At 38.4% G+C, this 21,281-nt stretch carries 20 protein-coding genes; all 20 read left to right on the top strand.

The annotated features are described in order from the left end of the window. Positions 1 to 69: 69 nt before the first annotated feature. The 20 genes from HB912_RS02440 to hepT all read left to right on the top strand — a co-directional run bounded on the left by HB912_RS02440 (position 70) and on the right by hepT (position 21,270). Positions 70 to 855: a LysM peptidoglycan-binding domain-containing protein gene (locus HB912_RS02440; RefSeq protein ID WP_185372051.1), complete on the top strand. Its 786-nt coding sequence runs from the start codon at positions 70 to 72 to the stop codon at positions 853 to 855. Positions 856 to 931: 76 nt separating this feature from the next. Continuing rightward, positions 932 to 1,894, top strand: a complete 963-nt coding sequence (locus HB912_RS02445; RefSeq protein WP_185372052.1) for an asparaginase — start codon at positions 932 to 934, stop codon at positions 1,892 to 1,894. 22 nt (positions 1,895 to 1,916) lie between these two features. Next, positions 1,917 to 2,606 carry a (d)CMP kinase gene (cmk, locus tag HB912_RS02450; protein WP_185372053.1) on the top strand — a complete coding sequence of 230 codons (690 nt, stop codon included), beginning with the start codon at positions 1,917 to 1,919 and terminating at the stop codon, positions 2,604 to 2,606. Positions 2,607 to 2,877: 271 nt separating this feature from the next. Next, positions 2,878 to 4,029, top strand: coding sequence for a 30S ribosomal protein S1 (gene rpsA / locus HB912_RS02455; protein WP_185372054.1), 1,152 nt, complete (start codon positions 2,878 to 2,880; stop codon positions 4,027 to 4,029). Positions 4,030 to 4,488: 459 nt separating this feature from the next. Beyond that, positions 4,489 to 5,163 carry a Crp/Fnr family transcriptional regulator gene (locus HB912_RS02460; protein WP_185372055.1) on the top strand — a complete coding sequence of 225 codons (675 nt, stop codon included), beginning with the start codon at positions 4,489 to 4,491 and terminating at the stop codon, positions 5,161 to 5,163. Between the two features lie 132 nt (positions 5,164 to 5,295). Next, positions 5,296 to 7,785: a DUF5011 domain-containing protein gene (locus HB912_RS02465; protein ID WP_185372056.1), complete on the top strand. Its 2,490-nt coding sequence runs from the start codon at positions 5,296 to 5,298 to the stop codon at positions 7,783 to 7,785. A 66-nt stretch (positions 7,786 to 7,851) separates the two neighbouring features. Then, complete coding sequence (locus HB912_RS02470) at positions 7,852 to 8,322, top strand: DUF4354 family protein (RefSeq protein ID WP_185372057.1); 471 nt, start codon at positions 7,852 to 7,854, stop codon at positions 8,320 to 8,322. Further along, positions 8,315 to 9,592, top strand: a complete 1,278-nt coding sequence (locus HB912_RS02475; RefSeq protein WP_185372058.1) for a nucleotide sugar dehydrogenase — start codon at positions 8,315 to 8,317, stop codon at positions 9,590 to 9,592. The genes HB912_RS02470 and HB912_RS02475 overlap by 8 nt, the downstream gene beginning before the upstream one ends. A 22-nt stretch (positions 9,593 to 9,614) precedes the next feature. Beyond that, positions 9,615 to 10,373, top strand: a complete 759-nt coding sequence (locus HB912_RS02480) for a YveK family protein (RefSeq protein WP_185372059.1) — start codon at positions 9,615 to 9,617, stop codon at positions 10,371 to 10,373. Further along, positions 10,342 to 10,998 carry a CpsD/CapB family tyrosine-protein kinase gene (locus tag HB912_RS02485; RefSeq protein WP_185372060.1) on the top strand — a complete coding sequence of 219 codons (657 nt, stop codon included), beginning with the start codon at positions 10,342 to 10,344 and terminating at the stop codon, positions 10,996 to 10,998. The genes HB912_RS02480 and HB912_RS02485 overlap by 32 nt, the downstream gene beginning before the upstream one ends. 14 nt (positions 10,999 to 11,012) lie before the next feature. Continuing rightward, positions 11,013 to 11,660, top strand: a complete 648-nt coding sequence (locus HB912_RS02490) for a sugar transferase (RefSeq protein WP_036071835.1) — start codon at positions 11,013 to 11,015, stop codon at positions 11,658 to 11,660. A gap of 63 nt (positions 11,661 to 11,723) precedes the next feature. Next, positions 11,724 to 12,416: a WecB/TagA/CpsF family glycosyltransferase gene (locus tag HB912_RS02495; RefSeq protein ID WP_185372843.1), complete on the top strand. Its 693-nt coding sequence runs from the start codon at positions 11,724 to 11,726 to the stop codon at positions 12,414 to 12,416. Then, complete coding sequence (locus HB912_RS02500) at positions 12,406 to 13,671, top strand: O-antigen ligase family protein (RefSeq protein WP_342354356.1); 1,266 nt, start codon at positions 12,406 to 12,408, stop codon at positions 13,669 to 13,671. Before HB912_RS02495 ends, HB912_RS02500 begins: the two co-directional genes overlap by 11 nt. Before the next feature lie 36 nt (positions 13,672 to 13,707). Then, a complete protein-coding gene (locus HB912_RS02505) occupies positions 13,708 to 15,495 on the top strand; it encodes an asparagine synthetase B family protein (protein ID WP_185372061.1) in 1,788 nt (595 codons plus the stop codon). Positions 15,496 to 15,524: 29 nt separating this feature from the next. Further along, positions 15,525 to 16,982 carry an oligosaccharide flippase family protein gene (locus HB912_RS13350; RefSeq protein ID WP_185372062.1) on the top strand — a complete coding sequence of 486 codons (1,458 nt, stop codon included), beginning with the start codon at positions 15,525 to 15,527 and terminating at the stop codon, positions 16,980 to 16,982. After that, positions 16,979 to 18,007, top strand: a complete 1,029-nt coding sequence (locus tag HB912_RS02515; RefSeq protein WP_185372063.1) for a glycosyltransferase family 4 protein — start codon at positions 16,979 to 16,981, stop codon at positions 18,005 to 18,007. The genes HB912_RS13350 and HB912_RS02515 overlap by 4 nt, the downstream gene beginning before the upstream one ends. Positions 18,008 to 18,148: 141 nt before the next feature. After that, on the top strand, positions 18,149 to 18,718 hold the full coding sequence (folE, locus tag HB912_RS02520; protein ID WP_185372064.1) for a GTP cyclohydrolase I FolE: 570 nt from the start codon (positions 18,149 to 18,151) through the stop codon (positions 18,716 to 18,718). An 81-nt stretch (positions 18,719 to 18,799) separates the two neighbouring features. Next, the gene (locus HB912_RS02525; protein ID WP_185372065.1) at positions 18,800 to 19,567 is read left to right on the top strand and encodes a heptaprenyl diphosphate synthase component 1; all 768 of its coding nucleotides are present in this window, start codon (positions 18,800 to 18,802) and stop codon (positions 19,565 to 19,567) included. A 22-nt stretch (positions 19,568 to 19,589) separates the two neighbouring features. Beyond that, positions 19,590 to 20,312, top strand: a complete 723-nt coding sequence (locus tag HB912_RS02530) for a demethylmenaquinone methyltransferase (RefSeq protein WP_185372066.1) — start codon at positions 19,590 to 19,592, stop codon at positions 20,310 to 20,312. Next, positions 20,302 to 21,270, top strand: a complete 969-nt coding sequence (hepT, locus tag HB912_RS02535; RefSeq protein WP_185372067.1) for a heptaprenyl diphosphate synthase component II — start codon at positions 20,302 to 20,304, stop codon at positions 21,268 to 21,270. The genes HB912_RS02530 and hepT overlap by 11 nt, the downstream gene beginning before the upstream one ends. The last annotated feature ends 11 nt before the right edge of the window (positions 21,271 to 21,281 follow it).

Below are 21,281 nucleotides of genomic sequence, written 5' to 3' on the forward strand. Positions count from 1 at the left end.
CAGAGATATGTCAAATTTTATTTAAAATCCAGAATGAGGAAAGAGTTTTGTTTTAAGGAGGATTTATGCATGGCAAGGAAAAGGCGCAATGATGAAAAAGAATATACGCCGTCTGATGATTATGATCATGATTTTTATAATAACTCGGAGGATGAGTTTAATGATGAACCGCCGATGCTTTCGCGGTCTGATAGTAGAAAAGCAAAGAAAACAGGAATTTTTCGTTATCCACTTCTAAATGTCTTAATTATTTTCTTTCTACTCATTCCAATTGTTGTGGTTATCGTATTTGTAGCCGTTCAAAATTCGGGACAACCTGACAATACTGTGAAAGAAGAAAGTAGCGTTTCTGTTGATAACAATACGAAAGCAAAACAAGAAGCGAAGGAAAAAGCAGCAAAAGAAAAAGCAGCAAAAGAAAAAGCGGCTAAAGAAAAGGCTGCAAAGGAAAAAGCGACGAAGGAAAAAGAAGAAAAGGAAAAGGCTGCGAAAGAAAAAGCTGAAGCGGATGAGAAAGCGAAGCAAGATCAAGCAGCGCAACAAGCTGCAGCGGAAAAGGCTGCAGCAGAAAAAGCGGCGGCTGACAAGCAAGCAGCTGCAGAACGAGCTGAACAAGAACGTCAAAACGCACTAAAAGCAGAACAAGAAAGAAAAGCAGCTGAAGAAGCGAAAAAACAAGCGGAAGCAGCGCAGGCATCAAGTCATACGGTTCAAGCAGGAGAAACGCTTTACAGGATCGCGGTTAACGCATATGGCGCTTCGAATGCTACGCAAGGTGTTCAAAAAATTAAGCAAGCAAACGGACTTTCTTCGGATAGTGTACCGGTTGGAACTGTAATTAAAATTCCTAAATAAGTAAGAAAAGAATGAGCGGAAGACGGGGAGAGATTTCCGAAAAAGCTCGTTCTTTTTGTGGAAAAGGGGAGATGAAATGCCAAAAGTAGCACTCGTCACAACTGGTGGAACGATCGCAAGTCGAAAAACGGCTTCTGGAAAGCTTGCTTCTGGTGAGCTAACTGGCGAAGAGCTTGTTCAGATTTGCGGACTTCCTAATGAAATTGAAGTAGATATTTTTTCGACTTTCCAGCTTCCATCCATGCATATTTCAAGAGAGCACTTAGTGGATCTTCAGAAAACTATCGAAGAGATTTTTACAGATTCATCATATGCCGGAATTGTTGTCACCCATGGTACGGATTCACTCGAAGAAACTTCTTATTTTTTGGATTTGACGATTCGAGATGAACGCCCTGTCGTTGTGACGGGTTCACAGAGAGCTCCTGAAGAAATGGGGACGGATGCTTTTATCAATATTCGTCATGCGATACATACTGCGTCTGAATCGCTTCTAAGAGGGGCTGGAACGGTTGTTGTGTTTAATGAGCGTATTTTTGCAGCACGCTATGTAAAAAAAGTCCATGCATCCAATATCCAAGGATTTAGTGCTTTTGGCTTTGGTTATCTTGGAATCATTGATAATGACCAAGTTTTTATTTATCAAAAACCAGTCATGCATGATTGTTTCGAACTTAAACGCCCCCTTCCAGATGTCGCAATCGTGAAATGTTATTTAGACGCGGATAGCTTCATGATTGATGCTCTGGTTGAAAAAGGTGTGGATGGTATCGTACTTGAAGGAGTTGGGCGTGGACAAGTAGCTCCCAAAATGATGCCGGGGATTTTACGAGCGCTTCAAAAACAAATTCCTGTGGTTATTACAACAAGTGCTGAAGAAGGAAATGTGTACACAACTTATGATTATTTGGGTAGTACGTTTGATCTTTTTAATCAAGGTGTTATTCTGGGAAAAGATTATGACAGTAAAAAAGCGCGCATGCGTTTAATGGTGCTTCTAGCTTCAGAAAAAGGTGCGACGCAAGCCAATTTTTATTGAACAGAAGGGAATTAAATTTGAAATGACGAAAAAAATATGTATTGCGATTGATGGCCCTGCAGCGGCTGGAAAAAGTACGGTAGCTAAGATTGTAGCAAGTAAACTTCAATTCATTTATATTGATACGGGCGCTATGTACCGGGCAGCTACGTATTTAGCTTTCCAGGCTGGCGTTTCTTACGAGGATGAAGCAGGCATTATGAAGTTGTTGCAAAAGAAAACCATTCATTTTGAGCCGGGGGATATTCAACAAGTGTTCATTGATGACGAAAACGTCACAAATGTTATTCGAACAGATGAAATTACCAATCATGTTTCAGTTGTTTCTGCTCATCTACTTGTTCGTGAAGCCTTGCAGAAAAAGCAACAGGCCTTCGCTAGTGCTGGGGGTGTCGTTATGGACGGGCGAGATATTGGAACAGCGGTTCTTCCGAATGCTGAACTGAAAATTTTCTTGCTCGCGAGTGTTAAGGAACGCGCAGAACGACGCTATAAGGAAAATAAAGCAAAAGGCTACGATGTGGACTTTGAGCAGCTTCAAAAAGAAATCGAAGATCGTGATCATCTTGACTACACACGAAAACATTCGCCACTAAAAAAAGCAGACGATGCCATTACTGTGGATACAACGAGTATGTCTATTCAAGAAGTAGCTACTAAGATTCTTGATTTGGCAAATCAAACAATTGAACAACGAGAAAAGGGCTTGTAAACTAATTTACAAGCCTATTTCATTTGGCAAAAAAACTTGACAAATCTGTTGTTTTGTAGGATGTTAGAAGAGAGATTTTTTCTAATATAGAGATCAAATCTTTTAGGATTTTCTTGCAAAAAATCAATCTGACGAATACCTTTTAGTGAGTAGGTGGACTCCCGTAATGACGAATTTGCTACGTGCCTTGTCATGAAGATTGTTAGAAGCTGTACTTCTTTTGCGGTTACAGAAAGTCCTAATTCGAGAAACGAATTAAGGAGGGCTACGCATGTCTGATGAATTAAACGATGTGGAAGTTAGAAATTTTGAAGAAGGGGACAAAGTCACCGGCACAGTTACAAGCGTGGAAGATAAACAAGTATATGTCGGAATTCCTGACAGCAAATTGGACGGGGTTGTGCCGATTAGCGAACTATCCAATGTACATGTAGAAAAAGCTTCTGACGTAGTAAATGTCGGAGATACTCTTGATCTTGTTGTTACGAAAGTAGAAGAAGATGTTCTTGTTCTTTCTAAACGCAAAGTAGATGCGCTGAAAGCTTCTGATGAAATCAAAGAAAAGTTTGAATCGGGCGAAGTTTTTGATGCTATTGTGAGTGATGTTGTCAAAGGTGGTCTTGTAGTTGATCTCGGAGTTCGAGCTTTTGTACCGGCTTCGCTTGTAGAAGATCACTTTGTAGAAGATTTTTCTGATTATAAAGGAAAAACTTTGGCGTTTAAAGTTGTTGAATTTGAACCAGAAAAAAATCGTGTGATCTTGAGTCACCGAGCTGTGGCTGAAGCTGAAAAAGAAGAAAAGAAAAAAGAACTTCTTGCTACAATTAAAGAAGGAGACGTTCTAGAAGGAACAGTTGAGCGCCTTGCAAGCTTTGGTGCATTTGTTGACCTTGGTGGTGTAGACGGGTTAGTTCATATTTCGCAAATTTCTTATGAACACATTGGAACTCCTAGCGATGTCTTAACAGAAGGCGAAAAAGTAAAAGTGAAAGTTATTGGAGTAGATCCAGAAAACGAACGGATTTCACTTTCAATTAAAGAAACACAACCAGGACCATGGGATAACATTGCTGAAAAAGCTCCTGTTGGTGCTGTGTTAAAAGGTAAAGTTATGCGTCTTGTTTCATTTGGAGCGTTTGTTGAAGTATTCCCCGGGGTAGAGGGGTTAGTTCATATTTCGCAAATTGCACATAAGCATATCGGAACACCAGGTGAAGTTCTTGAAGAGGGTCAAGAAGTAGAAGTGAAAGTTTTAGATGTGAACGAAGACGAAAAACGTCTATCGCTTAGTATCAAAGCACTTCAAGAAGAACCTCAAGAAGAAAATGATTATGAACTTCCAGAAGAAAACACAGGTTTCCAAATGGGTGATTTAATTGGTGATAAATTGAAAAATATCAATAACGACAACGATGATAAATAAAGTTGTTTTTAAGAAAGTTCTTTAAGAGGTAACAAATGTTACCTCTTAAAGGGCTTTTTTTGTGCAAAAAAAAGTCATAATTTGGACAAAAAGCGGTTTTAATAAGCAAAAAAGTAACATATAGACAGTTTATAGTTATTTTTACACAAGATACAATAAAATTTGGAGAAAAGAGCTTAAATGCATCTAGAGGATTGACACGAATCTTTTTAGGTGGGTTTAAGTTTTTTATGGAAAAAGGAGGATTTCGTTTGGATGGTTAATGAGAAGTTATCGAAAAAAGTTGGTGAAAAGTTAATTTTTATAGATTTTTATAACAAATTTTTATATTTTTTGAATAGTAATGTACAATTTTCGACACAAATTGTTCAAAAAATGGTGGCTTTTTTGCAATAATAGTTGCAGATTTACATGTGGATTGTTATTAGAATAAATGTGCATAGAAAAGGAGATGAGGAAATGGTTATGACTCAAAGAGTTTCTATACAAGGGATGATTAAAGAACTGGATGAGAATAAAGTCAGTCGGTTTCAGGTCGTTTACAAAAGATATGACAAGGATGAGTTATTGGATTTGCGGGCACAAGGTTATCTGGCATTTTTAATTGAGGGGTTGTGCTTTATTTATTTAAAAGCAGTGCAAGATAACAGTGAGTTTTTAGTAGATGTCTTGGTGGGGAATTCTATTTTAGGATTAGAGGATAGTAATTCATCCAATCAAATGTGTGCGAAAGTTCAAAAGGGGAGTAGCGTAGCATTTATTGAAGAAGAATATTTCTTCAATTATCTATCAATAAGACCATCTTTTTCCGAATTTTTGATTAATTACACGAATATACAGGAAGAAAAATTAATGAAACGCCTTATTAGTTTGTCTTATTCAGGGAGACGAAAAAAGATTATTTCTTCGTTAATGGAATTGAGTGAAAATATTGGAATAGGAATGGGGGAGTGGCAACGTTTGCCTGCTGGAATTGAAAATAAATTTTTACTCGAGTATAGCAATGTTGACAGAACTTTTTTCCAAAAAACTATGAAGGAGCTTTTTAGGAGCAAAATTGTCAAGTTTGATGCTGAAGGGCATATCCAATTAAACCACGGGCAATTGCAAGATGAGTTTAGAAAGATTGAATAAAAATTTCAAATAAATTTTGCATAATGATTAAACAAACCTAAGCGGGTCATTTAAGGGGGGATGCCGTGCTATTTAGGGAATATTTGTGATTACTTTACTGTAGCTATTTCAAAAGAAAAGGAGAATTCGGACATGAACAAAAAATCAAGTAAGAATTTAAAAAAAGGAGTAGTGACAGCGGTCGCTGTTGCAACAGTAGCCAGCCAATTTTTAGTGGGGGCTCCGTTCCTGGCTAATGCTGCGGAAACGAATGGATCAGAGACTGCTCAAAAACCTACACCACGTGCACTAGCATTGTGGACAAATGCAACGCTTGAAACTGCGGCTGTGACTCCACTTAATCTTGATACGCAAGTTGGTGGTAATTTGCGATTGGATTTTTGGATCAATGCTTGGGGAGCAGGTCTAGCTGAGGACGTTTATATGACAACAGAAATTCCTGTTGAATTTCGTGCTCTGATTGAAGCTGCATATGAAAAAGGGACACTTTTTGATGCGCTTAACCAAACAGGGAAGATTACAAGTCTCGGCATTTTTGGAGGTTCAATTTCATTTAGCAAAGAAAACCTTACTTATGATAAAGACTCCGGTATTTTGAGTATGAAAGCCGATCAATCGCTCACGATCCCGGCTCAATCAACGGTTAGTTACCAAATGAACTTGGATTATAAATCGCTTTACAACGACTTAAAAGTACCTATTCCAGATTCACAAACTGGGAATGGTTATCTTATTAAAGTCGGAGAGAACAGCAAGGGATTTATCAGTATCCAAATTGGTGACCGTGGTGCAGAGGCCTATACTGCTGAAAAGCAAGCCATTGTTGGGACTGGTGGTCTTCCGGCACTTACAGGCGTTAGCGACACCCTTGTCCAAGTGAATGAAGCATTCGACCCACTTGCGGGAGTTAAGGCAACAGATAAAGAAGATGGGGACCTTACAAACAAAATTGCGGTGAATTCAGATGTTAATATCAATAAACCGGGTGTATATACTGTAACTTATACGGTGACAGATAGTGACCGGAATGAAACAAAGGTAGAGCGTAAAGTTACTGTTTCTGATGAAAACATTAAAGGAACAGTTGCTCCTAAGACTTATCAATTAGGACAAGAAAATGTAACAGGGTCTTATACAGGAGATGTAAAAACTGTTGCGCTTGTTGTGAATGGGAAAAAATATCCTCAAGTTGATGTTCGTGCTGATGGAAGCTTCTCCTATTATGCAGAAGATAAGATCACAAGTGCTACCGACGATGTTCGTTTAATTGGATATAGCGCATACGATAAAGTGTTAGACGATAAACCAGTTAAAATTGGAAATCAACAAGGAACGATTACTCCAGCTGCATATACAGTTGGAAGTTCAACTATCACAGGAACATATACTGGTGATGTTGCGTTTGCCAAACTTTATGTGAATGGGGTTCTTCAGTCTCAAGGCGGTTCTTTTGCGAATGGCGGATTCTCTTACTATGTCAATCCAAATGTCATTAAAGCCGGAGATATTGTCACAATTGAGGGCTATACAAAAGATGGACAAACAAGTCTAACGGAAAAAGTACCGGTTAAAGTGAATGGAGCAGCAACAGCCGGAACAATCACTCCGAATAGCTATACTGTTGGGAATTCAACGATCACAGGAAGCTATACTGGTGATGTTGCAAGGGCTCGCCTAACGGTGAATGGAAAAGTTGTATCATGGGGTGGAACCTTCGCTAATGGAAGTTTTTCGTACTACACAGGTACAGGCACTATTAAAGCAGGAGACACAGTTGTGCTAACCGCTTATGATAAAAACGACAAACAATTGGATCAAAAAACTGTGACTGTAAATGGTGGGGCTACTCAAGGAGCCATTTCACCAAAAACTTATGCAGTCAATGATTCAAACATTACAGGAAGCTATACTGGTGATGTTGCAAAAGCTCGTCTAACAGTAAATGGAAAAGTCGTGTCATGGGGTGGCTCATTTAGTGGAGGAAGTTTCTCTTATTATGTAGGTTCTGGCGCTATTAAAGCAGGAGATACAGTTGTACTAACCGCTTATGATAAAAATGACAAACAATTGGATCAAAAAACTGTGACGGTTAGTGGTTCTGCTACGACCCAAGGGACGGTTTCTCCAAACACGTTTACTGTTGGCGATCTAGAAATTAATGGTACCTATACTGGTGATGTGGCAAAGGCTCGCATCTCAATTAATGGTAAAGCACAAGCGTGGGGTGGAACATTTACGAATGGAAGCTTCTCTTATTACGTCGGAGCTGACAAAATTAAAGCAGGAGATGTGGTCACAATTTCTGCTTACGATAAAAATGATCGTTTGTTAGATGGCAATAAAACTGTAACAGTCAAAAGTTCTACATCTCAAGGGACGATTTCACCTGACTCTTACTCTGTTGGAAATGTGACAATCACTGGTGCTTATACAGGAGATATTACAATGGCGCGCGTGTCTATAAATGGCGTTCAACAAGCATGGGGCGGAAGTTTTGAAAATGGAAGATTTTCGTACTATGTAGGTGCAAATAAAATCAAAGCAGGAGATGTAGTCACAATCTCGGCTTACAATGAACTGACCACTTTACTTGATCAAAAAAGTGTGGCTGTAATTAATTAAAAAACATTACCCACTAGAAAACACTCGTTTTCTAGTGGGTAACTAATTATCTAGTTGAGGTGTAGTATGAAAAAATTAGTAATGAGCATTTCACTTGTTTTACTTGTCTTTTTGGGAGCTTGCTCTGGGAATAATGCAGCTGAAAAAGAACAAAAAAATCAAACAGAGAAAACAAGTGAAAAAAATCCAGCAAATAAAAGTCAAGTCGTTGATGGACTGAAAATAACGATTAAAAAACAAGAAGAAAATGAAAAAGTAGAAGGCAAGAAAAAAGAAAATCTATATACTTTCACGATTGAAGGAGAAAATGCTTCTTCCGTAAAGAAAGGATTAGGTTCAATTGATTTCGTACTAAAAACGAAGGATAAAAAAGAAGTGAAGCTAGATGATTCACTTGCAACGTTTGGAAATGAACTAAAGTCCGGTGAAAAACTATCGGGCAAGGTCTCTTTTGCTACAAATAAGGCACCAGATAAGTTAGTTTACAAACCGAATGGGAAGGAACTTGTGGAATGGAGCGTCAATGCAAATGAGTAAGTTAATGACGATTGGGCTTGGGTATATTGGGCTTCCAACAGCACTTAGTTTTGCAAAAAGTGGCGAAGAAGTCGTTGGAGTAGACATTTCATCTGAAATTGTGTCGCAACTCAATCAAGGGATTGTACATCTTGAGGAGCCAGGAGTTGCGGAACTGTTAGCAGAGGTTTTAGCGGATGGAACATTCAGAGCTTCCACTACTCCAGAACAAGCAGATGTTTTTATTATTTCTGTTCCAACACCTAATCAAAATGACAAGTATCATAGTTGTGATTTTCAGTATGTAGATCAAGCAGTTCAGTCCATCCTACCGTTTTTACAAAAGGGAAATACCGTAATTATTGAATCTACTATCCCTCCTAAAACAACAGTAAACCGCATCCAGCCTATGATCGAAAGCTATGATTTTGTGGTGGGGGAAGATATCTATTTAGCGCATTGCCCAGAGCGGGTACTTCCTGGAAAGATTTTGTGCGAACTAAGAAAAAATAATCGAATCATTGGTGGTGTGACAAAGCGTTGCGCGGAAAAAGGAAAAGAAATTTATGACAAGTTTGTCGAAGGTGAACTTATTTTGGCGGGAGCTTCTGAGGCGGAATTATCCAAGTTGATGGAAAATACGTACCGTGATATTAATATTGCGATCGCTAATGAACTTGTCAAAGTTGGAGATGATCTTGAGATTGATGTGCTAAAGGTCATTGAGATGGCAAACAAACATCCGCGTGTGCATATTCACCAACCGGGTCCGGGAGTTGGAGGGCACTGTCTTGCTGTTGATCCGTATTTTGTTGTGGCTGCTTCACCAGAAAATACGGAGTTAATTCAAACGGCAAGAGCTATCAATAGTAATATGCCAACGTTTATTGTGCGGAAAACTAAACAACTCATGGATAACATTTGTGGAAAAAAAATAACGATTTTTGGCTTGGCATACAAAGGAAATATTGATGACATACGGGAAAGCCCAGCAATTGAGGTTTTACGACTTTTAAAGGAAACAACAAATTACGAAATTAGCGTTTATGATCCACACGTTCAAATAGACCAGCTGACGCAAAATAAATCTGATGCGCTTAGGAATAGTGATTTAGTTTTAATTTTAACGGATCACGCGGAATTTAAACAAATAACAGAAGCGGATTTTTCACACATGAAACAACGCTATTTGTTAGATACGAAGCAAGTTTATGAACATTCAAATTCGAGCGTTCACTATTATTCGTTAGGCGACATTTCAAGGATTAAGCAAGAAAAGTTGAGTGTTTAAATCATTATTTTGGGAGAATCCAATGAATGAAATAATTAATTTAAGTAAAATTATACAACTGATGAAACGCGAAAAATGGCTTCTTATTGGTGTCATTGTAGTACTGGTTGCAGGAATGTTTTCTTATTTGCAATTTGTAGCTGTTCCAGTTTATCAAAAAAGCGCACAGATTTTAATTAGTCAAAATGATAATTCGAAAAACGCGAATCTTGAAGTGCAATCTGTCCAAGCCGATTTACAACTTGTGAATACGTACAGCAATATCATTTTAAGTCCACGAATTTTAAGCGAAGTTGAAGAAAAACTAGATGGAACTTATTCTAGTGAAGCTTTGATGGAAGCGACGACGGTTACGAGTAAAGATAATTCGCAGGTGATTGAAATTAATGTTCAAAATAAAAATGCAGCAAAGGCAGCAGAAATAGTAAACTTAACTGCTCAAACTTTTCAAAAAGAAATACCAAAAATTATGAATGTCAACAATGTCACCATTTTGTCGCAAGCGGATGAAACAAGTAGCGATCAACCGATAAAGCCGAATAAAGCTTTATTACTTATTTTAACACTGCTATGCGGGATGGTTGTGGATCTTTTGATTATGTTTATGAAGCTGTTTTTTAACCGCAAATTTACAGACCCAGAGGAAATTGAAAGTTTACTTGGAATCCATGTGTTAGGGGTAGTAAGTGAATTTAATGACCGGGCAGTGAAACACAGTGCGGAAAGAGGTAGAAAGCGAGGCCAAAAATATGGGGACGAAAACACTTCTCACACAGATTGATTCACATTCACCGCTTTATGAGCAATTTCGAATGATTCGAACTGGAATCGATTTCACTAGTATTGATAAAGAAAATAATGTTGTGATGGTCACATCATCGGAAAGCGGAACAGGAAAATCAACAATTGCTTCTAACATTGCCGTTGTGACCGCGCAATCTGGGAAAAAGACGCTGTTAATTGATACGGATTTGCGAAAACCAACGATCCATAAAATTTTTTCGAAAAATATGTATAACGGTCTTTCGAATTTGATTACAGGAGACCTAGAACTTGAAAAGGTGCTCCAAAAAACGTCGGTTAAGAATCTTTCTATTATGACAAGTGGCATTATTCCGCCAAATCCAACTGATTTACTGGTTTCTACTCGGATGAAAAAAATTTTGGCTGAACTAAGAACCAAGTTCGATTTTATTATCATAGATACACCACCCGTCACGATTGTTCCTGATGCGTTAGTCTTGGCCGATGAGATAGATGGAGCTATTCTCGTAATTCGCTATCATAAAACACTCAAAGAAGAAGCCAAAAAAGCTCTTGATAAGTTGAAATTTACTAGGGTGAATTTATTAGGTGCTATTTTAAATGGCACAAAAGACTTGAATAAAAACTATTACTATTACTAAAAAGGGTGAGAACAATGGAAAACAATAAAGTGATTTTCCAAATAGCAGAAGAAAGAAGTCTTTATTTGCGCTTTAAAAGACTGGGGGATTTTGTTTTTGCACTTCTAGCGCTACTGTTTCTTTTTCCGCTGTTTATTTTAGTAGCGTTAGTAATTAAGATGACAGACCTAAAAGCACCGATAATTTTTAAACAAGTCCGAGTTGGGCGAAACGGTTCGAATTTTCAGATGTATAAATTTAGAACAATGCGACCCAATGCAGAAACAGAACTTGCGAAATATTTAGAACTAAATGAAATAAAAGGCGCAATGTTTAAGATGAAAAGAGATCCGCGGGTGACACCGATTGGACGTTTTTTAAGAAAAACAAGTATTGATGAATTTCCGCAACTATGGAATGTTATTCGAGGAGAAATGTCGTTAGTGGGTCCGCGTCCACCGCTTCCACGAGAAGTTGAGATGTATTCGGCCTATGACAAGATGCGTCTGACAGTTACACCAGGATGTACAGGACTTTGGCAGGTTAGTGGGCGAAATCAAATTGGGTTTGCTGAAATGGTTGAACTAGATCTTACCTATATTCAGCATATGTCTTTTTTGAATGATTTAAAAATTCTTGCTCGGACTATTTTAGTTGTGCTTGCTCCGAAAGGGGCTTACTGAAACGTGGCATCTGAACAAAATAAACGGGTTTCTTTACTTGGAACACAGCTAGACCTTCTCACGATGGAAGAAACACTTGCGCGAGTAGAGCAAATTATCTTGGCACGTCATCCAGAACAACATGTGGTTGTGAATGCAAGCAAAGTTAATTTAATAGCTAAAAACAAAGCATTGCAAGAAATTGTGAATAGCTGTTCGCTAATTAATGTAGACGGGCAGTCAATTGTTTGGGCTGGTCGCTTTCTTGGTTTTCCAGTTCAAGAAAGAGTGACAGGGATTGATTTATTTTCGAATCTTGTAAAAATAGCGGCAAAAAAAGGTTACCGAGTTTACTACTTTGGTGCGGAAGAGGAAGTGGTAGAAAAGGTGATACAGATTCATCAGGAAACCTTTCCAGCATTGAAGATTGCGGGCTATCGGAATGGTTATTTTGAAGCAGAGGATTCTCTTTCAATTGCAGAAGAAATCCGGGACAGCCATGCGGATATCTTGTTTGTTGCCTTTTCGAGTCCTAAAAAAGAATTTTGGATTCACAGGTATAAAGAGATTATGAATGTTCCTTTTTCTATGGGCGTTGGCGGGAGCTTTGATATCATTGCTGGCAAAACAAAGCGTGCACCTAGTTGGATGCAAAAGATCGGCTTGGAATGGTTTTATCGCTTTCTTCAAGAACCACGACGAATGTTTCGGCGCTATTTGCTAGGAAATCTGACTTTTTTAAAGCTGGTATGGAAGGAGAAACGGCGTGGAAAATAGACAATTGCAACGTATACCTTGGAATATCTATTTGTTTTTGGCGCTGGTTGCTGTTTTTCCTTTGATTGATAGTGTAAATGGCTTTTTTTTGACGACAGGTGAGACTTTTCCAATTGGTATTTTGTATCGCTTTGCGTTCTTTTGCTTTTTGCTTTTTGCCATTTTTAGCAAAGTAATGCCTAAGAGTCGCTATACCTTCCTCACTTTCTTGTTCATCTTAGGAAGCTTCTTGCTTTTTCTTCTTCAAAGTATTGTCCTAGAGAATCCAATTTCTCGTGTAACTAGCGATTTAGGTGTTTTGGTGAAGTACTTTTTATGGGCACTGATTCCATATTATATGTATCAACGGAGAGAGACTTTTCAGATTTTGTGGCTGAATCGAATATTTACAGTGATTAATTTGTTTTTTACAGCAGGTCTCATTATTCCTTATTTATTGGGTGTTGGAACCTATACTTATGCAGCTTCTGAGGCCGGTTATAAGGGTTTTTTCTACGCGCAGAATGATCTTTCTTGTGCGTTCATTATTTTAATTACATTATCTGGCTGGGAACTACATAAAAAATTACAAGGAAAATGGCGCATGGGTTTAATTTTAAGCCTTCTGCTTTATGTGGGGAATTTCTTTTGCTTAATTTTAATTGGAATGAAAACGGGAATTCTTTACGGCGCTTTTGTCAGTTTGATACTTCTTGTCACTGTTTTATTTGGCTCGCTGTACAGATCGTTCCTTCATCGTTTAACAATCTGGATCATTTGTTTAGGGATTTTACTCTGGGGCGCTATAAAAGGTGCACGAGATATCGTTTCAATGCTAAGCGGAACTTTCGAACGGTTAAGTTACTTTTATCAACTTTATGATGGTGACTTAGTTCGACTTTTGTCTAGCTCACGTAGCACCTTTCTAGATGGTGGAATGACTGCTTTTTTGAGCGATCCTCATTTTTATTTCACTTTTTTTGGTGGACAGGGCTTTCAGTACCGGCTAGAACAATTTGGTCGCATGGGCTTAATTGAAATGGACTTTTTTGATGCTTTTTTCGGTTTTGGCTTGATTGGAATGATTCTCTTGCTCGTTTTACTAGGGTATTTTTTGAAGCTTGCTCTAGAAAAAGAAGGACGTTCTGTTTATAGCTTTATTCTGATTGTCGTTATTTTTTACGGCTTTTTTGCGGGACATGTATTATTTTCAGCGTTGTCCTCAACTTTTTTAGGGCTCATTTGTGGAGCTGTTCTTATCACGCGCAAGACTTAAAAATGATTGATTTTGATAGAAGGGAAGAAAAATGCTATGCCTGGATTTTATGGCTTTGTTTCAGACAGGTCTGATGTACTTGGAAAAAAACTAAAATGGAGCGATTTTGTCACACGCGAATCAGGATTTATAGATGAAGAGGCAGTGATTCAGGTTGCAGGACTTTACGGTCGCTTTTTTCGACATGCTACAAAAAAATTTATTTATGACAAAACGTTTTCTGAGGATACAGAACACTTTTTTATTCTTGATGGCGTTGTCTTAAATAAGCAGAAACTGCTGAAACATTACAGGTTGAAAGCTGAAACAGAGATGGTTTCGTTACTTCAGAAAATGAAACAAACGGCCGCTGCTCCTTTCTTTAAAAACTTACGAGGCAGTTTTGCAGGAGTAGTACTCGAAAAGGAAACCGCAAGAATTGCGATCTATACAAATCATATGGGCGATAAAGAAGTTTTTTACTATATGGATCAAGAAACGAATACACTTTATTTTGCAACAGACTTTGATCTGCTAATAAAACTCGTTCATGTTCATTCCGATAAGACATTTAGACTTAATAAAAATGCTAGTTATAGTTTAATGACTCATGGGCACACGCTTTGTAATGAAACTTTGTTCGATGAGGTGAAGCGCCTTACGCCAGGAAGCTTTTTAGTGTTTTCCTCTAGGGGGTTGATGCAGAAAAGTTATTATGAGATTCAAACTAAAGTGCAGCCGATTGAAGAAGACAAAGCGCTTGAAAAATTGGATACATTGTTTCGAAGTGCTGTACGCCTTTCTTTTGAAAAGGATTTGGAGTATGGCTATAAACATTTAGTGGCACTAAGCGGCGGACTCGATTCACGAATGACAACTTGGGTAGCGCACGAAATGGGCTATACGGATATGTTAAATTACACGTTTTCCCAGTCGAATTATCTGGATGAGACTGTGGCGAATAAAATCGCGGATAAGTTGCATCATGAGTGGCTGTTTAAAAGTTTGGATAACGGACTATATTTATACAAGTATTTTGATGAAGCCGTCAGGATATCGGGAGCAAGAGCTCAAAGCTCAACGGTTTCGCATACACTTAGTCTATTGAAAAATGTCAACTTGGATAGGTTTGGGTTAGTTCATACTGGTCAGCTTGGGGATGTCATCATCGGGACTTATTATGATGATGGGAAGCAGCAAGGCTTTAAGCGAGGAGATGGGGCTGTTTCGACGAAGCTACTCGACCGGGTTTGCTACACAGAAGAGCAAGCAGTTAACTTATCGGATCAAGAATTGTTTAAGTTTTACAATCGTGGATTTACAGGGATAAATATTGGCTTAAAACCGATGTATCAATTTACAGAAACCATTTCTCCGTTTCTTGACGTCGAGTTTTTAGATTTTTGTTTGTCGCTTCCGTTTGAATATCGTAGTGGTCATGCGCTTTATTTGAAGTGGATCAATCGCTATTATCCGGGGGCAGCTAATTTTGTCTATGAAAAGGTGCAAGGAAAGATAAATCGCAAAGTCTGGACTGTGAAGGGGGTTCCTATTCCGTGGACAAGTTTTCCGAAAGCGATAGGGAAGTTTCTTAAGAAAAAGCTTGGGCTGCGATTAAACACAAAGAAACATATGAATCCGGTGGACTACTGGTATAAACAGAATCCAGAGCTACAAGCTTTCTATGAAGAGCGTTTTGAGCGAGGGCTAGAGGTGTTAAAAGATAAGCAGTTAAAGCAGGATTGTATGTTTCTTTTTGAAAATGGGACGGCACAGGAAAAAGATCAAGTTGTAACATTTTTAGCTTTTGTAGAACAAATGCAGCAGTTTATGCAAAAAAAGTGACGGGTGCTAAGTGGGAGGCGGAAATTTTCGTGAGTCAAACAAGCAATATTTTAAATAAGTTTTTATCAATTTCGATTGGAAGCTGGATTGCCATGTTGATCGGTTTTGTGAGCACGCCGATTACAACACGGCTCCTATCACCTGATCAATTTGGACAAGCCTCCATTTTTTTGCTCGTTGTGGATGTTTTGGCAGCGATCACACTACTCGGATCGGATCAAAGTTTTATTCGCTTTTTTTATGAAGAAGAGACGTCGAATCGTAAGTTTTTGTTGCGTAGTAGTTTAAGAATCTCACTTGCGACTTTTGGATTAGCAGCTCTTTTAATTTTAGTTTTTTATCAAAGTTTTTCCGCATTCATATTTTCAAAAGTCAGTTTGTGGCTCGTTTTTTTACTGCTGCTTTATGTTTTTTTACGTATTGTGAGCACATTTGCATCGCTTGTTATCCGCATGCAACAAAAGGGAAAAATTTTCTCGTTGATTCAAGTCTTAAATAAATCACTTGAATTTCTGGGTATTCTTTTTTTCGCGTATTTAATGGGCAATCACTATGAAGTTATTATTTACGCACATATTTCATTCATGATTTTAGTCACCGTGATTGCTATTAGTGTAGAGTATAAATTTTGGCGTTTTTTTGGTGACCAAGTTGCTCCCCTAAAAAGTGATACGAGCGAAAGATTACGTTATGGCATGCCACTTATGGTCACACTCCTAATGACGCTAGCTTTTCAATCTGTGGACCGACTAGCCATTAAAGAGTGGTCAAACTATAGCGAATTAGGGTTATACTATGCAGCATTTAAAATTATTGCCGTTCTTAATATGTTACAGATCAATTTTACGGCTTTTTGGACACCACTTAGTTATGAAAAATTCAAAGAAAACCCTGATAATGCTGTGTTTTTTCAAAAAATGGCTCAAACGGTTATTTTTGTAATGTTTGTTATTGCAACGGGCGTTTTACTTTTTAAAGATGTTATTGTTTATCTTTTAGGTTCAGAATACCGGGATGCTGCTTCGATTATGCCTTTTTTAGTATTTATCCCTGTGATGTATACCATTTCAGAAGTGACCGTGGTTGGAATTAACTTTTATAAAAAAACAAAGTGGCATCTTCTGATCGCTTGCTGTGTCTTTTTTATTAATGTTCTTGGAAATATCTTGCTTGTTCCGCTAATTGGGGCTGCTGGGGCTGCAATTTCTACTGGGATTTCTTATATCGCTTTTTTCGCGATGAGAACTTATTTTTCCACTCGTTTATTTCAGGTTGATTATAAATTGAAGCGATTTTATGTGGGAACTTTATTTTTAGTCTCATATGCGCTTTATACAACTTTTTGCAAACAGTCGATGTGGTCTTTTGGTTTTGGTCTTTTGGTGCTCTTAGTGATTTCTTGGTTATACAACGAAACGCTGATGACACTCATTAATAAGTGCCGGGAATTTATGGGTCCTTATGGAAAGAAAGGAGGTAAAAAATGAATATATTGATGGTTGGACCAAGTTTTAAAGCAAAAGGTGGCATCGCGACAGTTATTGCCAATTTCCGGAAATATTACCGCAGTAATAAAATAGTTTACTTGGAAACTTGGCAGGAAAAACATAGATATTTTGCTGGAATTCGGGCTTTATTTGTGATCCGCAAGAAAATTCGGCAAGAAAAAATTGATATCGTTCACTTTCACGTAGCACAAAAAGGAAGTTTTTATCGAAAGGCTTTGCTTAGCTACTTAGTTCCTAGGTACACGCATTATATTTTCCATATGCATGCCTCACAATTTGATTTGTTCTACGAAAAAAGTCCACGATTCTTAAAAAAACGAATTCGAGACGTATTAAATCGTGCTGATCACATTGTTGTTTTAAGTGAAAGTTGGGCGAGCTTTTATAGAGGACTTACGAAAACCCCTATTTCTGTGATTCCTAATGCAGTAGAAGTGTCAAAAGAAGCAAACTACGATTCAGATGCCAAAAAAATTATTATGCTAGGGCGTCAAGGAGAGCGAAAAGGAAGCTATGATGTGCTAAAAATTGCCCCACTTTTTCCAGATTACCAATTTGTTTTATATGGAGATGGGGAAATCGAACGACTTACAAAAGAAATCAAGCGAAGAAACATTCAAAATGTGACGCTTCCTGGCTGGTTAGATAGTTCAAAACGTGATGAGGTGCTCTCAGGTGCAGTGTTGCACTTGTTAATTTCTTATAATGAAGGCTTGCCGATGTCTATTCTTGAGACGATGTCCCGGGGGATTCCGAATCTTGCAACGGGTATTGGAGGAATACCGGAAGCAATTAAAGATGGTGAAAATGGTTTTTTAGTAGCACCGGGAGATTTGCAGCAAATTCAAATTTATTTGAAATTGTTTTTAAATGAGCGCGAGTTGAGAATTTCGCTTTCTAAACAGGCGAGGCTTACGGTGGAAAATCGTTTTTCGATAGAATCTTATTTTAGCGAGTGGAGTGCGCTTTATGATGCTTCCATTTATAAAAAAGAAAAGGATTGAAATAGACTCAGAATCTCGTCATTGATAGACGAGATTCTTTTAATTTTTATTTCCCAGTATAGTGGGATAGAAACCGTTTACCTAATGAGGGGAGTTATGATAAGATAAACAGAGAAATAAAGCAAAAAAAGGGTTAGGAGAATGACTGAAATGGATAAAGAAAAAATTGCAGATGCCGTTAGAATGATACTTGAAGCTGTTGGAGAAAATCCAGAAAGAGAAGGATTAATTGAAACACCAATGCGGGTTGCAAGAATGTATGAAGAAATTTTCGCAGGCCTTCATAAAGATCCGTCTGTTCATTTTAATAAAGTTTTTGAAGAGCAGCATGATGAACTTGTCCTTGTCAAAGATATCCGCTTTTCTTCTGTATGTGAACATCACTTGGTTCCGTTTTTTGGCGTAGCTCACGTTGCTTATCTTCCCCAAAATGGTCGAGTTGCAGGCCTAAGCAAGCTAGCTCGTGTTGTTGATGATGTGAGTAAGCGCCCGCAACTACAAGAACGAATTACGAAAACCGTAGCAGAAATTATGATGGAAAAATTGAATCCACTTGGTGTTATGGTGATTTTAGAAGCAGAACATATGTGCATGACGATTCGTGGTGTCAATAAGCCAGGAGCGAAAACGGTGACAAGTGCTGTACGTGGTGCATTCCGCACAGATGACAAGCTTCGTAGTGAGGTTCTTTCGTTAATCAAGCATTCGTAAAAAACATAACTATTATCGTTTTGAAGTGGATTTATGCTATAATAATTCTTATGGATTATTGTTTTTGAAGGGGAAGTTATTATGACTTATCAAGGGAGCCTCACACAACTGAAGGAAGTGGAAAGATTGGTTCATGATCGAACAGCTTATGAGTTTTTAAAGGAGAATTTTGATGGTCCAAAAATGGATCAAGATCAAATGCTCTGGCTGCATGAATCACTTCGAAGCTCGGAACTTGCGGAAACGGATAAGTACCGAGTGATAACAGCTACGCTTTATGTCATTTTGGCCCATGATACACATGAGGGAATTGATGAAGAAGGCGATGCTCATAAATTAACGCTCAAAGAAAGAGAACTAACGGTTCTTGCCGGTGATTATTATAGCGCGCTTTATTACCGGACAATGGCTGAACTTGGTATGATTGATTTACTCCGGGCGCTGCAACGCGGTGTTCAAAAGATGAATACAGCAAAAACGAATATTTATCAACTTCACGTTTCTTCTGATGAACAATATGCGTCTGAGTTTAGGGCGGCATCAGCAGCCATTTTTTCGGAGTTTGCTCGTTATTTCGGAAAAGCAGATGCTTTTGTTTTGCTTGCTGAGCACGTGCTTGCTTTAAAAAAATTGCTTGATGAACGGACCTTTTATGAGCTGTATCATTCATCCACTTTGAAACGAGCTTACGAACATGGTTTTTTTGCTCGTGATGCGGCCGCTTCTTTTGAAGAGTGGCTTGAACAACTAATTTTGAGGTTTAAGCAGGAAATCACAGAACTTAGGAAAACTTGTGAACCCTTGTCTTCGGCGCTTGATATGCGTTTGCAAGAAATGCTACAGCGCTGATTTTAGAAAGGGGATAAAATAAATGACGACTGAAAAAGAAGAAAAAGTACATCATGTTTTTGAAAAAATTTCGTCTGATTACGACCGCATGAATAGCGTGATCAGTTTTAAACTTCATGTGCACTGGCGAAATGAAACGATAGAATTAATGCGTATGAAAAAAGGAGCGTCTGTTCTTGACGTTTGTTGTGGAACAGCCGATTGGACGATTTTGTCAGCTGAAGAAGTTGGCCCATCAGGAGTTGTTACAGGGCTTGATTTCAGCTCAAATATGCTGCAAGTTGGTGAAGCCAAAGTAGCAAAATCTGGTCTTCAAAATATTGAACTGATGCAAGGGAACGCGATGGAGTTACCTTTTGCGGACAATTCTTTTGATTATGTCACAATTGGTTTTGGATTGCGTAATGTCCCGGATTATTTAGCCGTATTAAAAGAAATGTATCGGGTCTTAAAACCAGGCGGTCAGGCAGTTTGCCTTGATACGAGCCAACCGAATATTCCAGTTTGGCGCCCGTTTTTCAATACATATTTCCGCTATATTATGCCACTTTTTGGGAAGATTTTTGCAAAGAGTTACGATGAATATAGCTGGTTGCAGGAATCAACACGTCATTTCCCAGGAATGAGAGCTCTTTCCGATTTGTTTTATCAAGCAGGTTTTTCCTATGTGCGCTATATCTCTCACAGTGGTGGGGCGAGCGCGACGCATTTCGGCTATAAAAAGGTGGCAGAAGATGAAATTTAATTTTTTATATCCTTCTATCCAAAAGGATATTGATGAAGTAGAAAATGAACTCAAATTGGCGGTTTCGGATGCAGATGCAGAAACGATTTCTGAAGCGGCACTCCATCTATTAACGGCGGGGGGAAAACGAATTCGTCCCATGTTTGTTTGCTTAACTGCGAGACTTGGCGAAAAGTATGAGCCCGTACTTAGTAGGAGCGCTGCGACTTCAATTGAACTTATTCACATGGCGTCTATTGTGCATGATGATGTTGTGGATGATGCTTCGCTTAGGCGAGGGCGTCCTACGATTAAGTCTATGTGGGGAAATCATATTGCGATGTATACTGGGGATTTTTTGTTTGCGAAGTCACTTGAATATATGACGCGAGTAAAAATTGAAAAAGCACACTTGCTTCTTTCGCAAGTGACTGTTGAACTAGCAGTTGGTGAAATTGAGCAAATTAAAGATAAATATAATTTTGAACAAAGCGTCCGCTCATATTTACGTCGCATTAAGCGAAAAACAGCATTGTTGATTGCGGCAAGTTGTGGACTCGGTGGCATTATTGCTGACTTGCCAGAAAAACTTGACGATAAGCTCTATTTGTTTGGTTACTATGTTGGGATGGCTTTTCAAGTTACAGATGATGTTTTGGATTTTTCTCAAGATGAAAAAAAGCTCGGCAAGCCTGCTGGAGAAGACTTGAGTCAAGGGAATGTCACCTTACCAGTGTTTTTTGCTATGCAAGACCCACTGCTTCGTAAACGGATAGAACGTGTGACTGAAACCACTTCGAAGGAAGAAATCGAACATTTGGTGGAAGCCATCCGTGGTAGTGGCGCGATTGAAAAATCAGAACAAGTCGCAACGGATTACTTAAATAAAGCAGCGAGGATTTTGGATGAATTCGGTAATCGAAAAGAAGTAAAACCACTCAGACAAATTATCAAAATGCTCGACAAACGAGACTACTGAGGAGGAAATGC

The sequence above is a fragment of the Listeria aquatica genome (genome assembly GCF_014223975.1).
In the GTDB taxonomy this organism is placed as follows: Bacteria; Bacillota; Bacilli; order Lactobacillales; family Listeriaceae; genus Listeria; species Listeria aquatica.

What these genes read in the sequence shown, in the direction of transcription:
- HB912_RS02480 (WP_185372059.1), top strand. Translation starts at nt 9,615, where the DNA reads ATGAATGAAATAATTAATTTAAGTAAAATTATACAACTGATGAAACGC.
- HB912_RS02530 (WP_185372066.1), top strand. Translation starts at nt 19,590, where the DNA reads ATGACGACTGAAAAAGAAGAAAAAGTACATCATGTTTTTGAAAAAATT.
- hepT (WP_185372067.1), top strand. Translation starts at nt 20,302, where the DNA reads ATGAAATTTAATTTTTTATATCCTTCTATCCAAAAGGATATTGATGAA.
- HB912_RS02485 (WP_185372060.1), top strand. Translation starts at nt 10,342, where the DNA reads ATGGGGACGAAAACACTTCTCACACAGATTGATTCACATTCACCGCTT.
- HB912_RS02490 (WP_036071835.1), top strand. Translation starts at nt 11,013, where the DNA reads ATGGAAAACAATAAAGTGATTTTCCAAATAGCAGAAGAAAGAAGTCTT.
- rpsA (WP_185372054.1), top strand. Translation starts at nt 2,878, where the DNA reads ATGTCTGATGAATTAAACGATGTGGAAGTTAGAAATTTTGAAGAAGGG.
- HB912_RS02445 (WP_185372052.1), top strand. Translation starts at nt 932, where the DNA reads ATGCCAAAAGTAGCACTCGTCACAACTGGTGGAACGATCGCAAGTCGA.
- cmk (WP_185372053.1), top strand. Translation starts at nt 1,917, where the DNA reads ATGACGAAAAAAATATGTATTGCGATTGATGGCCCTGCAGCGGCTGGA.
- HB912_RS02475 (WP_185372058.1), top strand. Translation starts at nt 8,315, where the DNA reads ATGAGTAAGTTAATGACGATTGGGCTTGGGTATATTGGGCTTCCAACA.
- HB912_RS02470 (WP_185372057.1), top strand. Translation starts at nt 7,852, where the DNA reads ATGAAAAAATTAGTAATGAGCATTTCACTTGTTTTACTTGTCTTTTTG.
- folE (WP_185372064.1), top strand. Translation starts at nt 18,149, where the DNA reads ATGACTGAAATGGATAAAGAAAAAATTGCAGATGCCGTTAGAATGATA.
- HB912_RS02465 (WP_185372056.1), top strand. Translation starts at nt 5,296, where the DNA reads ATGAACAAAAAATCAAGTAAGAATTTAAAAAAAGGAGTAGTGACAGCG.
- HB912_RS02460 (WP_185372055.1), top strand. Translation starts at nt 4,489, where the DNA reads ATGGTTATGACTCAAAGAGTTTCTATACAAGGGATGATTAAAGAACTG.
- HB912_RS02505 (WP_185372061.1), top strand. Translation starts at nt 13,708, where the DNA reads ATGCCTGGATTTTATGGCTTTGTTTCAGACAGGTCTGATGTACTTGGA.
- HB912_RS02515 (WP_185372063.1), top strand. Translation starts at nt 16,979, where the DNA reads ATGAATATATTGATGGTTGGACCAAGTTTTAAAGCAAAAGGTGGCATC.
- HB912_RS02440 (WP_185372051.1), top strand. Translation starts at nt 70, where the DNA reads ATGGCAAGGAAAAGGCGCAATGATGAAAAAGAATATACGCCGTCTGAT.
- HB912_RS02495 (WP_185372843.1), top strand. Translation starts at nt 11,724, where the DNA reads ATGGAAGAAACACTTGCGCGAGTAGAGCAAATTATCTTGGCACGTCAT.
- HB912_RS02525 (WP_185372065.1), top strand. Translation starts at nt 18,800, where the DNA reads ATGACTTATCAAGGGAGCCTCACACAACTGAAGGAAGTGGAAAGATTG.